The 13,863-nt window shown below is 43.8% G+C and carries 14 protein-coding genes and 1 pseudogene; 9 read left to right on the top strand and 6 right to left on the bottom strand.

Annotated elements, in window-relative coordinates; translation table 11 throughout:
- Nucleotides 1-3: 3 nt before the first annotated feature.
- The 3 genes from D1136_RS05595 (at nucleotide 4) to D1136_RS05585 (ending at nucleotide 3,840) form a co-directional block, all read left to right on the top strand.
- Nucleotides 4-972: a PorV/PorQ family protein gene (locus tag D1136_RS05595; RefSeq protein WP_161876640.1), complete on the top strand. Its 969-nt coding sequence runs from the start codon at nucleotides 4-6 to the stop codon at nucleotides 970-972.
- Nucleotides 973-1,018: 46 nt separating this feature from the next.
- Nucleotides 1,019-2,113, top strand: coding sequence for a TlpA disulfide reductase family protein (locus D1136_RS05590; protein WP_237566996.1), 1,095 nt, complete (start codon nucleotides 1,019-1,021; stop codon nucleotides 2,111-2,113).
- A 482-nt stretch (nucleotides 2,114-2,595) separates the two neighbouring features.
- The gene (locus D1136_RS05585; RefSeq protein WP_161876639.1) at nucleotides 2,596-3,840 is read left to right on the top strand and encodes a hypothetical protein; all 1,245 of its coding nucleotides are present in this window, start codon (nucleotides 2,596-2,598) and stop codon (nucleotides 3,838-3,840) included.
- Between the two features lie 36 nt (nucleotides 3,841-3,876).
- On the opposite strand, the gene mobV is transcribed toward D1136_RS05585, so the two are convergent.
- The 3 genes from mobV to D1136_RS05570 form a co-directional block, all read right to left on the bottom strand.
- Nucleotides 3,877-5,187 (bottom strand): MobV family relaxase, encoded by a 1,311-nt coding sequence (gene mobV / locus D1136_RS05580; protein ID WP_161876638.1) that lies wholly within the window; start codon nucleotides 5,185-5,187, stop codon nucleotides 3,877-3,879.
- A gap of 432 nt (nucleotides 5,188-5,619) precedes the next feature.
- Nucleotides 5,620-6,198 carry an ORF6N domain-containing protein gene (locus tag D1136_RS05575; RefSeq protein ID WP_161876637.1) on the bottom strand — a complete coding sequence of 193 codons (579 nt, stop codon included), beginning with the start codon at nucleotides 6,196-6,198 and terminating at the stop codon, nucleotides 5,620-5,622.
- A gap of 45 nt (nucleotides 6,199-6,243) precedes the next feature.
- Nucleotides 6,244-6,543 (bottom strand): XRE family transcriptional regulator, encoded by a 300-nt coding sequence (locus D1136_RS05570; protein WP_161876636.1) that lies wholly within the window; start codon nucleotides 6,541-6,543, stop codon nucleotides 6,244-6,246.
- A 431-nt stretch (nucleotides 6,544-6,974) separates the two neighbouring features.
- Here D1136_RS05570 and D1136_RS05565 point away from each other — a divergent pair, with 431 nt between their 5' ends.
- Both D1136_RS05565 and D1136_RS05560 read left to right on the top strand, forming a co-directional pair.
- On the top strand, nucleotides 6,975-7,469 hold the full coding sequence (locus D1136_RS05565) for a hypothetical protein (RefSeq protein ID WP_161876635.1): 495 nt from the start codon (nucleotides 6,975-6,977) through the stop codon (nucleotides 7,467-7,469).
- Nucleotides 7,469-8,530 carry a hypothetical protein gene (locus D1136_RS05560; RefSeq protein ID WP_161876634.1) on the top strand — a complete coding sequence of 354 codons (1,062 nt, stop codon included), beginning with the start codon at nucleotides 7,469-7,471 and terminating at the stop codon, nucleotides 8,528-8,530. Before D1136_RS05565 ends, D1136_RS05560 begins: the two co-directional genes overlap by 1 nt.
- 147 nt (nucleotides 8,531-8,677) lie before the next feature.
- On the opposite strand, the pseudogene D1136_RS05555 reads toward D1136_RS05560, so the two are convergent.
- Nucleotides 8,678-9,148, bottom strand: a pseudogene (locus D1136_RS05555) (site-specific integrase); the annotation flags it as partial.
- A gap of 318 nt (nucleotides 9,149-9,466) precedes the next feature.
- On the opposite strand from D1136_RS05555, the gene D1136_RS05550 reads away from it, so the two are divergent.
- From D1136_RS05550 to D1136_RS10840, 4 genes are read left to right on the top strand one after another with little or no spacing between them, the layout of a single operon-like run.
- Nucleotides 9,467-10,798: a site-specific integrase gene (locus tag D1136_RS05550; RefSeq protein WP_161876633.1), complete on the top strand. Its 1,332-nt coding sequence runs from the start codon at nucleotides 9,467-9,469 to the stop codon at nucleotides 10,796-10,798.
- Between the two features lie 3 nt (nucleotides 10,799-10,801).
- Nucleotides 10,802-12,145, top strand: a complete 1,344-nt coding sequence (locus tag D1136_RS05545; protein WP_161876632.1) for a site-specific integrase — start codon at nucleotides 10,802-10,804, stop codon at nucleotides 12,143-12,145.
- Between the two features lie 2 nt (nucleotides 12,146-12,147).
- Complete coding sequence (locus D1136_RS05540; RefSeq protein WP_161876631.1) at nucleotides 12,148-12,522, top strand: hypothetical protein; 375 nt, start codon at nucleotides 12,148-12,150, stop codon at nucleotides 12,520-12,522.
- A gap of 28 nt (nucleotides 12,523-12,550) precedes the next feature.
- Entirely contained in the window at nucleotides 12,551-12,733 is a 183-nt protein-coding gene (locus tag D1136_RS10840; protein WP_202623077.1) for a hypothetical protein, read from the top strand.
- A 123-nt stretch (nucleotides 12,734-12,856) separates the two neighbouring features.
- On the opposite strand, the gene D1136_RS05535 is transcribed toward D1136_RS10840, so the two are convergent.
- Both D1136_RS05535 and D1136_RS05530 read right to left on the bottom strand, forming a co-directional pair.
- A complete protein-coding gene (locus D1136_RS05535) occupies nucleotides 12,857-13,162 on the bottom strand; it encodes a helix-turn-helix domain-containing protein (protein WP_161876630.1) in 306 nt (101 codons plus the stop codon).
- 53 nt (nucleotides 13,163-13,215) lie between these two features.
- Complete coding sequence (locus D1136_RS05530) at nucleotides 13,216-13,527, bottom strand: helix-turn-helix domain-containing protein (RefSeq protein WP_161876629.1); 312 nt, start codon at nucleotides 13,525-13,527, stop codon at nucleotides 13,216-13,218.
- Between the last annotated feature and the right edge of the window lie 336 nt (nucleotides 13,528-13,863).

The following is a 13,863-nucleotide window of genomic DNA, read 5'->3' as shown; positions in this document are numbered from 1 at the left end:
ACCATGAATAAATTGAGATATAGTTTATTTTCATTGCTTGTTCTGGGTGCCTTTGCGGTATCCGGACAAAGCAATGCGGGAGCTGTGCAGTTTCCGGATCTGACGCCGGATGTGCGGGGTGTCGGCATGGGAAATACGGGTGTTGCCTCTTCGGCCAATGCTTTTTCTGTGTGGCGCAATGCTGCCAAGAGTGTATTTTCGGCCAAGAAAGCTGAAATCGGATACAGTTTTACTCCCTGGATGCGTGAATTGACGGAAGGTAACGACCTTCATGGTGTGGGCGGATATTATAATATTGATGATAAACAGGGGATTACTGCTGGTTTCCGCTATTTTAAACACGCAGAGATTGACCTTTTGGAAAACAATGGAACGTTCACCCCTAAGGATTGGAGTGTAGAGGCCGGGTATGCCCGTCAGTTGGTAAAAGGATTATCGGTTGGCGCAACAGTCCGTTTTGTGCATTCCGATTTAAGCGGTGTGGAGAAGGACGCCATAGCGAATGCCGCAGCTTTTGATTTGGGTGTGTATTACCGTCATACGTTGGCTGGTTCGGAGAAATCGTTGTGGGCGGTAGGATTGCAGGCCGCTAATTTTGGTACTAAAATCGACTACGGACATGGAAAATACGACCAACCGGCTAAAGTGAGTGTGGGCGGAATGATAAATCATGCCTTTGATAAGCATCGGTTGCAGGGCACATTGGATGCTGGTTGTCGTGTGTTGCCCAACACCTGTTGGGAATGGGCGGCCGGCTTGGAGTATGCGGCCTGTGATAAGGTATTTGTGCGTGGCGGTTATCATTGGGGAGAGGAGAACAACCGGATGCAGCGTTACGGAACGGTGGGATGCGGCGTGAATCTTTGTCATGTCCGTGCTGATTTTGCTTATTTGCTTCCGGAGACCAACAGTTTTCTGAAAAATACCTGGCAGGTGGCTGTTGCCATTGATTTGGATTGGTTTATACGATAGAGCAGGAGGGTGCCTTCGGGCACTCTCTGTATTTAATTTTGAAATGATGATGAAAAATATCTTGAAATATTTATTTCCTTTTTTGTTTCTGGCTTTGCCGGTATGCGGACAACAGTTCACTATCGGGGGAAAAATTGAACTGGACAGGGGCTGTTTGTTGGTGCTTACACAGACTCCGGAGGGAATGGATACGCTGGCGCGTACGGCATTTTCGGGAGAGACTTTTTCTCTTGCCGGAGAATTGGCGGAACCGGTAGTTGCACATCTTGTCGTAGAAGGTTACGAGGGGGGATTTGTGATGATGCTGGAGCCGGGAGAAAATTATGTTGCTACTCTTACCCGCAATGGGCAGGGTGATATTCGTGGTGGCAAGTTGCAACAGACATATCTGGATTATCAGGCTATTGTTCTGCGGGCCAACGGCGAAACGCGTGCCTTGAAGCAGAAGATGGCGGAAGCGGGTGCGCAGAAGCATTTTAAAACGGTGAAGGAGTTGCAGGAGAAGGCGAACAAAGTACAACAGGAGGCCAAAGGTAAAATGGATGCTCTTATCCGCCGGAATGCTGATAATGTGCTGGCTGCCTATTTGCAAACTATCGGGATGGAACGCATCAATGAGCTGGTACCTTTGAAACAGATGTATGCTTCATTGTCTGAGAAAGCGAAAACGACTGCTCCGGGACGCATTCTGGCAGCTCGTATTGTTGCTATAGAGCAGGTGGGGATTGCTGCCAAAGCACCGGATTTCGCCCTGCCGACGCCCGATGGCGAACAGGTATCGCTGTATGGTGTGAAAGGAAAGTTGAAAATCATTGATTTCTGGGCTTCGTGGTGCGGACCTTGCCGGATGGAGAATCCCAATATGGTGAAATTGTACAACGATTTTAAGGATAAAGGTCTGGCCGTTATCAGTGTGTCGCTTGATGAACGCAAAGCCGCCTGGACGCAGGCTATCAAAAAGGACGGAATGCCGTGGATTCATGTGTCCGACCTGGAAGGCTGGAAAAGTGAGGTGGTGAAATTGTACAATGTGGATGCCGTACCGTATATCTTAGTCCTTGATGAAAATAATCGGATTCTGGCTAAGAATATCCGTGCAGAGAAGTTGCGTGCTTTCGTGGAAGAACGGTTGGGGAAATAGCTTTCTTCCCATTTAGATTATTTTATCCTGTTCCATACGACTAAATTTTAACGGGTTAAAATTAATACAACGGATAACAATTAATTCGGTGGACTAAAACCAGAAGGAATAAAGTCCACCGATTTCATTTGTTTTTACTGCTTCGATTTGCCCGGATTCCGGTAAATTTATATAAAGAAAAACTCCTGAAAATCTTGATTTTCAGGAGTTTGCTTTATTTTGCTTGTTGCTTTCGTGAACTCGGCGGGGATTGAACCCCTTTTTTACCGTTCAGATTATCAATGCGTTTTAAAAGTATCTTTTGCAAACTCCACCGATTTCGCAGCAAACCGTTTTCTGTGTTTTGCTGTTGTTTTACGACATTTATTGGCAAATATAGTGAGAATTTTTCAAATAAAAAATATTTGTTAATTTTACAATTTAATTGCGAATGTGTGATTAGAACAGGGTGTTTGGTAAATGCATGATAAAATAGCTATTTTATGTCAACAATATCTTTAGAGGAGCGTAGAGAGCAAGCGAGTCAGTTAGTAGAGGAAATTAGGTCAATAAAAGATTCTTTAACCTCAATTTTACATGAAACTGATACGCTTTTTAAAAATATAAAATCTAATGATAAGGGATACAAGGCTCTCATTGAAAAATTAAATGATATTAATGAGAGAACACGGATAGCTATAACTGCTTTTAAAAAGGACCAAAGCCAAATAACAAGATATTTTAAAGAGGCAGATAAATTTTATCAAGATAAATATCTTCCATTAACGGAAAAGTATGCTATAACAAAAAAAGAATTTACAACTAATGCTAATAATGCAGAGAAAGATGCTAAGAAATTTAAAGAATTAAAAGCTGAATGTACTTCTAAATATGAAGAAATTATAGTATTAGGAAAGAACTATAAAGCAAAAATAACTGAGCTAAAGAAAATAGAAGCAGCTATTCAAAAACTTCATAAAGCTTCAGAACAAAATAAAGGTAAGATAGATGACTTATATAGAGTAATTACTGAGGTTCATAAAGATATTTTATTGAAGTGTGAAAATATTAAAGAATTACACTCAGAATGTGATAATCTTACAAAGGATATTCAAAAATATAGACAAGAATCAGATTCGAATAACCAAAAAATACATAAATTACATGAAACATCTAAAGTAACTTTATCTGAGATTCAAAAAATATATGAAATTGCAAGTGAAACAGGCCTTAGTGGTGAGTTTGAGAAACGTAGAGATACCCTTAAGAAAGAAATTGATAAATGGGGAAAATATATCTTTTTGACTTCTATTCTGCTTTTTGGGGGCATTCTTGCGTTGTTTGTTTTTCAATTAGGATTAAACTGTTGGAAATTAGATGATACTTTTGATTTAAATTTTTATATCAGATTTTTAATCTTTTCTCCTGTTGTTTATTACCTCTATTTTATTTCAGTACAATATAGTCAAGCGAAAGAATTACATGATAAATATGCTTTTAAAACAACGTTATCAATGACGATAAAATCTCATATTGAGTTATTAACACAGCAAGGGTATTTTAATGAAAAAGAACATGTGGATAAAGTTCTGAAATTTATACTTGATGGGTTTAGAAATATTTACAGTGAACCTAATAAAAATTCAGAAAACTATAAAATGAAGGTAAAATTGGCAAATATTGAAATTGAACTTCAGAAAAAGATTATAGCTCAATTATCTAAATCACAATCGATTAAAACTCATTGATTTTATATGCAACTGTCAGATTAAGTCTTGACTAATTCATTTTATATCTGCCAATGTTTTTTTAGTTGGAGTTTGCCTTTGCTTAACCCCGACCTTTTGCAAAACCTCCGTGCGCTTATTTCTGAACCACGCGGTGTCATTTACCCCATCAATTGTTAGCAGGAGTTTTTCGCGTTCTTCGGGGTGGGGTTTGACTTTTGCAGTTGAATGTTCGGCAGAAAAGTGCTTTTGAAATTCGGGGGAATAGAGCGAACCGGAGAACGTGACGGTTTTGCGGTGTAGCAGTTCCTTTATGATGTCTTTGCCGAAACCAATGATGCGGCACAATCCCTCAATTCTTAACCATTCTTTTATAATAGGGAATAAGAAGAATATTTTATCCAATGTACTTTTCAACTTCTCCCTTTCTTCCTTGTGTTCTTTCTCTATTTTCTGTATATGGTTATTTAATCGGCTGATTTCTTTTTTCAAGTTGTTATTTTCATCCGTAAGGGCTTTTATCTCCTGCTCCTTTTGCCGGACTTCCTTGTTGTCGAATAAGGAACTGACGCGTTTCGCCGCCTTTGCTGTGACATTTACCACTTCACTTTTTAATTCATTGGTCTTTATTTCACTTTTTATTTGTGAAAGTTCCTTTTCAGCTTGTTCCCTTTCTGATGAAAGATTTTTAATATCCTCCTGGATACTTTCGGATTGGTTCAGTAAATCTCGGTAATATTGCGAATTGGTCATGTGTTTAGCTTCTGACCCGTCAATACCCCTTTTTAGTCCGTATCGCTGCATACATTGGGCATAACTGTCCTGATAAGATTTGAGGTTTACGCGTGTCATAACATCATCGGCACATAGACGGTAGGCAGAGGAGTCTTTCTTCCTGTATTTTCGTTTCCCGTCATCCTGTTTGCTTTTGGCTTTTCTTCTTTCCCCCGTAACGATAGGTATTAAGGTGGCGTGTATATGGGGTGTTGTTTCGTCCATGTGAAGGACGGCAGAAACAACATTCTCCTTTCCGAATGTATCGTGTAGCCATTTGAGATTATCATTGCACCAATCGTCCAGCCTTCCCTGCGTTTGAATGTGTTTCATATCCTCGGGGCTGCCCGTCAGTAATGCGCGGATAGCACGGACTTGGTTCTTGCCGATTTTCCGTTTCAGGTTGGCGGAGTCCAGTCTGTACTGTATGGCTTCCGTCCGGTTTTGTACCCCGTCGGGAAACCGGACAAGTTCGCGGTTCAGGTGAGTGCGTGTCGGGTCTGCGTTTTTGGGTGTGATAGTTCGTTCGATGTGTGCTGACATGCCGGAATCCGTTCCGGCTGCCTTTTCCAGATGTAGTACGGCGTATCCCATGCGTAACGGTTTTGAGTGTTAGTGCTTCCAACGGCATCAGAGGTGCCGCCGGGGATTCCAAAGGGGTTTACCCCTGTGGCTTATTAGGGCATTTTTAGCGTGAGTGGAACGTAGCGTCAAGAAAATGCCCTAATAAGCTATGGCATTAAACAATGCCTTCTTGCAAAGCGTAAATCTGAAAGGGAAGAAATACTGCTTTGGATAATATTTATCCGGATTTATCCGGAGGCATAGTGTTAAATAATGAGGTTTAAAACGTGGCTTCATCTTGCTCCCTATTAAAAATAAAGCCACAAGGTAAGTAAAAATATTCTTTGGATATCAATGTGTTATCCCAGTCGGGTGCTTATTCAATATACTGCATTGGTTTGCGTAGGATATATATTCAAATATTCATCCCCTCACGTCATGAAGTGAAGGAGTGTTGGGAAATTATTCATCATATCTTATGAATCCGATTCGGGGGCGTGGTTTCTTTTCGCGTTCTTTGTTTTGTATCTGCAATTCGGCAAGGGTCTGGTTAATCAGTTCGATTTGTATGCGGGTGTCTTCGTTGATGTCGTTCTGGTCGGCGAAGACTTCCTCCATGTATTCTTTGAGTTCCTTTACTTCCCGTTGAAGCAAGGAAACTTTATCAACCGGAGTATTGGTTATCAGTTGGCGGATTGCAACGAAAGCACGCATGATATTAATATTCACCTGTATGGCTGTGTCTGAGTTTAATATACCGGAAAGCATGGCTAAGCCCTGTTCGGTGAAGGCATAGGGTAAATATTTCGTGTGCTTTCCCCTGCCGGTCTCTAAGATTCCAATTTGGAATCTTAGAGCTTCCCATTCGTCAGCTGTCAATTGAAACATAAAGTCAGAGGGGAAACGTTTGATGTTTCGCTTCACTGCTTTATTCAAATTACCGGTGGTTACTTGATACAATTCCGCCAAATCCCTGTCCAACATCACGCGTTGTCCGCGGATTTCATATATCTTGCTCTGGATGGTTTGTAATTGGTTCATGGCTGTGGTTGTAAGGTTCGTTTATTCCGGTGTTCCGTGTTTTCCCTATTTCTTTAACTCCTGCCGTCGACGTTCACGGATTTCGTGGTATTCTTCGATGCAGTTTTCCTCAACGTATCGGGGAGGATAAAAGTCGGCAATGCTGCAATCCAATATTTTTGCCAGTTCGTTAAGATGGTTGGAATTGTATTTGTATCCGCGAGTATAGGATTCGGTTTTATGGACAAAATCATGTACAATACCTAATTCCAATGATAGACGATGCGGATTAATATCCATTTTAAGCCTTCTTTTTTTTACAGCCTCAATAATATATCGCTCAATGGTTGTATGTGTCTTGTTCATTTTTCGTTTAATTAATGTGTAAAGAAAAGATTTTTGGTAAAATATTTGTTAGTGACATATCACTAAACTATATTTGCTGCCAGCTTATGGAAATATTTGCCAATAATTAATTTTATGCGTTATGAAAATTTTTAATATCTTCGCGAAGAAAGAAAAAAGTGTTCCCTAAGGGTTAGGACACGAAAAGGTATATAAGTGAAAATTTTTTGTTTAAGTGTCTCGTACTGAAAAATCGCCAAATTTTCATCGCTGAGATAATAGACAAAATAGTTTCATGCTGCATAGGCGTGGACTATGGATTCTATTAGTTAGCGATAGGCGTTTGGCGATGCCCTCAGTACAACGAAATAGATGAAATATTTCACGCCTTTTCGTGTTTATGTCATGCTTATAATCGAATTAAAGTAATTAACCCATTTAATTGACAAAACATGAACCCACAAGAGAACACCGTGTCCGTTAATGACACATTAAACGCCCCTCAAGTAACAGAGCAACCACAGTGCAAGGAAAAAACCGAGGTGAGAAAATATTATCTTCATCATCAGCTACTATTCAATCCGGACGCCACGCCCGAACTATCTGACGATGCCTGGTTAATTAGCTTCAAACGCCGGACCGAACGGTTTGCCGAAATGCTGGAATTTTTGGAACGTTCGTGGGCAGAAGATATACCTGCCTTGCAAAAAGCCTGTTTCTCCTATCTTACCGGGGATAATATTCCCCGCAAAGAACGGCAGCAAGTCATCGAAGCGTGGACAAGCTGGTCCGATTTCCAGTTTACCCTTAACCGCTACCGGGGTTTAGCCTCCTTCTTTCTCAAATACTACCGGCGTATGCTACAGGAAACCGAAAGTCTGCTCAATGCGGCTTCTCCCGAAGCCTCTCCCGAATCACAAACCACGAATCAGAAAGGAGGTATATAATGGAAAACACAGAAAAACGCCCGGTTTCACCAGAGGCTATACAGCAAGAGCCGAAGAAAGAGCGGGAATTTAACCTGACACCCTCGGAATCCGTATTTTTCAGCCAATTGGAAAAAACCCTGAAAAATCATGCTGCCGACATGACTGCCCCCAAACCGTTGGTAGTACTTCATGACAGCTTCCGTCGTTTAGGCCGTCTCTTTATCTCTTTTGAACGCCCGTGGCTTAGTGATTGCGGCATCCTGCAAAAAGCCTGCGCGTGGTACCTTGCCAACGGCAAACCCGGCGAAGAGGAAAGCAAGCGTCTGATTGAAACATTGCACGGTTTTACTGTATCCGCCTGTCTGCTTTCGGAATGGAATGAGCTAACCCATAACATGCAGGCCTTTTTCCGAACCCAGGAAAAGGAGTTAAAGCGGCTGTTTGATTACGAGCAGGAAAGGGAGCGGAAACACAAGGAACGGGAGGAGCGTTTGGCGGCCGAAGGCACGGGATATTGCCTGACCATCGGCGAAGGAGAAATCTACGGGCTGCTTTATCCTCAGATAAAAGAACTTTACAAAACGATGGGACGGTTTATCGAACGGGAAAAATCACCATTCCAATGTAAGATGAAAGACTATGACGGATATGGCATCAGTATCAGCAAGAATATTGATTTATACGGGGATGAAAACCATTTCCACGTTAATTACAGCCTTGGCGACTTACATGCGGATTCAGAGGGTATCCCTGCCGGACAAATGCAAAGGATAGCCTGTATCATATCGGATTTCCTGAAAGTGTTCGGGGAAAACGGGGATAAAAAGGTATGTTGGGACATCGCAGACTACCCCCAGGAATCACAACCCGATATTACATTTGAAATAAAGGAAGACAGCAGGCTGCCCGCTATCAGAACTATCCCGTGGATAAGTAAACGCATTTCTCAGGAAGAGGGCGGGGGAACGGAGATAGAATATTGTATTGATGTGAACGAAACCCATTCCGAGGAATTGACGTTCGGGGAGTTTGTGGCGGTCTACCGAAAATTGGGGGAGTTTCTCAATAATCGGTCATAATGTAGTAGCCTTGCTTGTGTGGGTAGGGGAAATTGTTGTAAAAGCCGGAAATAACCTGTCGGGGTTATTCTGGCTTTTTCAATGATTTTGCGGGAGGGTAATCGTGTTTTGAGCCCCTCCGTTCGGCTCAAAAACACGATTACCGGGTTACACTGCGAATTTTTCTCTTAACGTCTGCATTTCCTCCGAAATGGTACGGTCAAGGACTTTGGCATATATCTTGGTTGTTTTGATGTCTGAATGTCCTAACATTTTTGCAATAGATTCCATTGAAACCTTATTGGCAAGAGCAATACAGGCGAAGGAATGCCGGGCTACATGTGTACTCAGGTTTTTCTTTATCCCACAAAGGTCGGCAATCTCTTTCAAATAACTGTTCATTCTTTGATTGGAGGGAACGGGGAAAACAATATTTTTCCTTTCGCATTCGGGATGATGTTTGTATTTGTCAATTAATTTCAGTGGTATTTCCAATAGTGGAATATTACACATATTAGTAGTCTTTTCCCGCGGTTTGCGAATCCAATACTCGCCTTTGTTGTCGCATAGGATATGTTCCGGCGTCAAATGTTGAACATCCGTAAAGGCTAATCCGGTGAAAAGATAGAAAACTATCAATGCAACCAATAGAGGAATCTGGCAAAAGAACTGCAATTCGTTGTAAAGCAGCAAAATTGTGTTGGTTTGCGCAGTTGGGTAAATAGCAAAAACAGGTAGAATAACGAACCTGTTCAGCTACCAAGTCATTACCTGTTTTCATTTCATTTAGATGCAGTCAATCAAGGGATAAACTGTCAGTTAAAAGGTATTTCCATCCGGGAATCTTACTTTACCCTACAGATTTAACCTATCCGGTTTTGATTGCGCCGTTCTGCCTGATTCTCATACCGTTCAACAGGCGAGATATGAGTAAAATTGCAATCAAAAAAGTAACGCATGAAAACAGAAATGAAAGTGCTGCTCTACATCAAGCGCAGCGTACAGGACAAGGACGGCTTTTCTCCGCTCATGGGCAGAATATCCGTCAGGGGAAAGGTCAATTCCATCGCGCAATTCGCGTGCAAGTTCAAAATCGATGTGCGGTTGTGGAACGCCACCGCCCAACGCTGCACCGGCAAAAGCAAGGCGGCGACAATGGCAAACAGGGAGATTGAACGGCTACTGCTGTTGTTGCAGAAGCGGTTCAACGAACTTTCCGACATCCGGGATATAGTGAAGGCAGAGGAAGTCAGAAACGTGTTCCAAGGTCTGGCTGAGACCCAGGACACCATCATGAAGCTCTATGCGGAGCATAACAGCGACTATGCCCTGCGTGTAGGGGTGAATAGGGCGGCAAGCACGTTCTACCAGTACCGGAACACCTGCCGGATACTCGGTGAGTTCCTGAAAGAGAGATACCATGTGTCGGATATGCCTGTCAAGCAGCTGGATGAGAACTTTATCGAGGCGTTTGATATGTATATGCGCACGACAAGGCGTTTCATGCCCAGGACCATACTCGGACATATTAACCGCCTGAAAAGCGTAATGATGCTTGCCGTGTTCCGCGGCATCGTCCCTTTCAGCCCGTTCAAAGGTTATGCGCCGCAGAAACCTGTTTTCAAACAGATGTATCTGACAGAAGACGAGCTTGACAGGTTTGCGAACACTACCTATGACACCCCCAACCGTAATTTCACGAGGGACATGTTCCTGTTCTCGTGCTGGACGGGTATCTGTTACTGCGACATGAGGAGCCTGACAGCCGCCAATCTGGTGAGAGCGGATGACGGCAGTCTGTGGATTCATACGGAAAGACAGAAAACAGGGACGCCCGAATGTATCCGGTTGATGGAGATACCGCTGAATATCATTGAAAAATACAAGGATATGGACAGCGACGGGAAACTCCTTCCTATGCTGACCAAAGAGAGCATGAACAGACACCTGAAAAAGATGTCCGTGATGTGCGGCATCAACCGTCCAATCTCATTCCATCAGGCCCGGCACACCTTCGGAAGCATCATCTGTCTGTCACAGGGGATTCCGATAGAGACCGTCAGTAAAATCATGGGGCATCGGCATATCACCACCACACAGCGGTATGCGAAAGTCACGCAGGATAAAATAGACAAGGATATGGACGGTCTGAACGATATTATCGGGGGCAAGTTTACTTTATCGGGCATTGACACTGCTCCGTCTCCAATTCTGAAGGATTATAGCCAACGTAAAGTCAATCCGAGCATGAAGCAAAGAGAGTACATAACCAAAATGATGGAGGGGTAAGCCATGCGAAGCACATTCAAACTGTTGTTCTATATCAACCGCCGGAAAATAAAGAAAAACGGCAGATGTCCGATTATGGGACGGGTCACCCTTGACGGGAAGATAAGCCAGTATTCCACAGGGTTGGAAATAGAGCCTGACTTATGGGATGCAAAAGTGGGCAAGGCATTCACGGACGGCCGTAAGACCGGAAACATCACCGGCGAAAAAAGAAATGAGTTGAACAGGCTGAACTCATTATTGGAGGCTTTGGAGGAGAAAGCGAAGGCCGCCTACAAAAGAAACGTGGACTCTTATGGCTTCGTCTCGGCAGAAATCATCAAGAATGCCGTCACCGGGAAATCCGATGTCAAAGAGACATTGCTGTCCCTGTTTGACGAACATAACGGGGAATACGCCAAACGTGTGGGCATTGACCGGACAAGGCATTCCTACGTCCGTTATCTTACCACCCGCAAGCATATATTTAACTTTTTGAAATTCAAGTATGATTTGGAGGATATTCCGTTACGCTCACTGACGATGAAGTTCATGACCGACTTCACGTTCTATTTCTCTACCGTACTGCGGTTAAAGGTGTCTGCCTACAATGACTACCTTATCCTGCTACACAAGATGACACGGCTGGCGTTGAAGAAGCACATACTCAAGCGCGACCCGTTTGCAGGGCATAAGATTGAGAAAGTGCCTGTCAACCATCGCCACCTGAACAGGGAACAGTTTGAAAAGCTGCTCAATGCCCGACTGCCCACCTACCGCCTGTGCCACACGCGCGACCTGTTTGTCTTTTCGGTGTTCACTGGCATCGGAAGGGCAGATCTGGCAAACCTGACGGAAGACAACATCGTCACAAAGGAAGACGGTTCCAAATGGATTCACATCGCACGGCAGAAGACCAAGGCGGAGTGCCATATCAAACTTCTTGACATACCTCTCCGCATTATCGAAAAATACAAAGGGGAAGGCAAGGACGGAAGATTGTTTTACGTCCCGCAGACCTGTAACCTGTGCCGCAGCCTTAAAATCATAGCCGAACAGTGCGGTCTGGGATGTCACCTGACATTCTATCAGGCGAGGCACAGTTTTGCGACCCTTATCTGCCTGAGCAACGGGGTTCCGATAGAAACCATCAGCAAGATGATGGGACATTATTCCATACGCACCACCCAGATATATGCCGAGATAACCAACCACAAAGTGAGCAGGGATTTGGAAAACCTGTCAGAAAATACCAAAGGCAAATATGCGTTGCCCGATGACGGTATGCCGTCACGGGTGTTCAAATGCGGAAATTACAGCGGTTGGAAAAAGGAGTGTGCATCAAATGATGAAACTAAAATCAAGTGACAATGAATAGAGGAATAATAACAATCAGTGAAACGGGTGCGGTCACGATGCCGACCGTATCCGTATGGATGACGCAACAAGAGATAGCCGACCTGTTCGGGGTGTTCTCATGCGATGTCCGCAAGGCGATTCATACCATTTACAAGCACAAGGAACTGAACGAACTTGACACGATGAAGTATCTCAAGCAACCGGATGGCATCAGTTACGATGTCTATAACATTGAAGTGATTATAGCCGTTGCGTTCAGGATATGCAGTAAAGAGGGTGTCTTGTTCAGACGGTTTATAATAAATGAAATTAGCACCATTAAGAAAGCTACACCGATTATACTGTTTGTTGCCAGCGTCAGAGGTAATAACCGATGGTATAGTTGAGTCTCATTCCGTCAGCCACTCGTTCCCGATGCACGGATGCAAAGGTAGCGTATGGCTTGATGGCAGAGGCAAGGTCGGGCGGCAGAGCCGTTTCGGACAGAATCTTCCTCCTGCGGAGCGTATTCAGCCCGAAAACCTTGCCACTGCCTGCCATACGCTTGAAGAGCATCCGGCAACGGAAACAAGCGACTGGCGGGGAATCAGAAGATAGAAAGGAACGGCTTACAGGTGAAGCGGAGTATTTATGCTTCATCCGTAAGTCGTTCCTTTTTTGCCAGAAGTCCATTGTTCCGTAATCATAGGGCAGACGGCAAACTGCGCTCCTTCAAGAAAATCAGGTTGCCGTCAATCGGTAAGCGGAGCGGTAGCCGTCAGCAAGCATCCTTTCGATGTCCGATTCACGGTAGAGGATTTTGCCACCCAACTGGATATAGGCGATACGCCCCTCGTTGCGATAATCCTGAAGTGTCCGGCGGCTCACTTTCAGCCGTGCCGACACTTCCTTGTCGGTGAAGAAACGTTCACCGTTCAGTGTCGGGCGGTAATTGGCGGTCAGATACTCGAAGCTGTCCAAAAGACGGTCGAGACTGCCCATGAAGTGGATTATCCACTCGTTGTCCTTGTTAATCAGTTTATTCATGTTACTTTGGATTTAGTGAGTATTGTTAGTTTACTTCGTTCATTTCATCAAGTTTATACAGTTCTTCCTTTGAACTTTGCTTCTTTGCGCCTGTCCTCCACAACGGAAACAATGCGCTGTACATCATCGGGACGGTAGTAGGTCTTGTGGCTTATCTGCGAGTAAGCCAGCGTCCCGTTGTCCCGAAGGGTCTGCAACGTGCGTGGGCTGATGTTGAGTATCCGGCACACGTCCTGATTGTCCATCCACTCGCCCATTGTCTTCTCTCCGTGCCGCTGACAGATGGCATCCATGTGGCGGACGAAACGGTCGAACTTGGCGACCATCGCCTCAAAGGTCTTTCTTTCAATTGATACGATTTCCATATACATACTTTTTATTGTTACTGTTTCTTTTGCCGCAAAGGAATATATAATCTGTTATCCGGCAATGGATTTCCCAGAAGTGGAAGCATGTGGCACAGGTTGGTAGAGGTTGGCACAGATTGGGGCTATATTCTTAATTCCGGAAATCAGCAATGTGGCAAGAGTGAAAATAAGGGCTTAATTCAAACCTGACTGTAATCGCACCTTTGTTCTTCCGGCTATTCACGTCCGGCGAATCTGTGAAGTCCTCACCAATATCTCTGTCACCATAAAGCAAAATCGCACAAAATTGCCTGATCGGCTCCAAACGCTTGACTGACTGCACTAAAGCATCTT

The sequence above is a fragment of the Odoribacter sp. Z80 genome (genome assembly GCF_009935865.1).
Taxonomy (GTDB): domain Bacteria; phylum Bacteroidota; class Bacteroidia; order Bacteroidales; family Marinifilaceae; genus Odoribacter.
This window is presented reverse-complemented; position numbering and strand designations above follow the sequence as displayed.

What these genes read in the sequence shown, in the direction of transcription:
- D1136_RS05595 (WP_161876640.1), top strand. Translation starts at nt 4, where the DNA reads ATGAATAAATTGAGATATAGTTTATTTTCATTGCTTGTTCTGGGTGCC.
- D1136_RS05590 (WP_237566996.1), top strand. Translation starts at nt 1,019, where the DNA reads ATGATGAAAAATATCTTGAAATATTTATTTCCTTTTTTGTTTCTGGCT.
- D1136_RS05585 (WP_161876639.1), top strand. Translation starts at nt 2,596, where the DNA reads ATGTCAACAATATCTTTAGAGGAGCGTAGAGAGCAAGCGAGTCAGTTA.
- mobV (WP_161876638.1), bottom strand. Translation starts at nt 5,187, where the DNA reads ATGGGATACGCCGTACTACATCTGGAAAAGGCAGCCGGAACGGATTCC.
- D1136_RS05575 (WP_161876637.1), bottom strand. Translation starts at nt 6,198, where the DNA reads ATGAACCAATTACAAACCATCCAGAGCAAGATATATGAAATCCGCGGA.
- D1136_RS05570 (WP_161876636.1), bottom strand. Translation starts at nt 6,543, where the DNA reads ATGAACAAGACACATACAACCATTGAGCGATATATTATTGAGGCTGTA.
- D1136_RS05565 (WP_161876635.1), top strand. Translation starts at nt 6,975, where the DNA reads ATGAACCCACAAGAGAACACCGTGTCCGTTAATGACACATTAAACGCC.
- D1136_RS05560 (WP_161876634.1), top strand. Translation starts at nt 7,469, where the DNA reads ATGGAAAACACAGAAAAACGCCCGGTTTCACCAGAGGCTATACAGCAA.
- D1136_RS05550 (WP_161876633.1), top strand. Translation starts at nt 9,467, where the DNA reads ATGAAAACAGAAATGAAAGTGCTGCTCTACATCAAGCGCAGCGTACAG.
- D1136_RS05545 (WP_161876632.1), top strand. Translation starts at nt 10,802, where the DNA reads ATGCGAAGCACATTCAAACTGTTGTTCTATATCAACCGCCGGAAAATA.
- D1136_RS05540 (WP_161876631.1), top strand. Translation starts at nt 12,148, where the DNA reads ATGAATAGAGGAATAATAACAATCAGTGAAACGGGTGCGGTCACGATG.
- D1136_RS10840 (WP_202623077.1), top strand. Translation starts at nt 12,551, where the DNA reads ATGCACGGATGCAAAGGTAGCGTATGGCTTGATGGCAGAGGCAAGGTC.
- D1136_RS05535 (WP_161876630.1), bottom strand. Translation starts at nt 13,162, where the DNA reads ATGAATAAACTGATTAACAAGGACAACGAGTGGATAATCCACTTCATG.
- D1136_RS05530 (WP_161876629.1), bottom strand. Translation starts at nt 13,527, where the DNA reads ATGGAAATCGTATCAATTGAAAGAAAGACCTTTGAGGCGATGGTCGCC.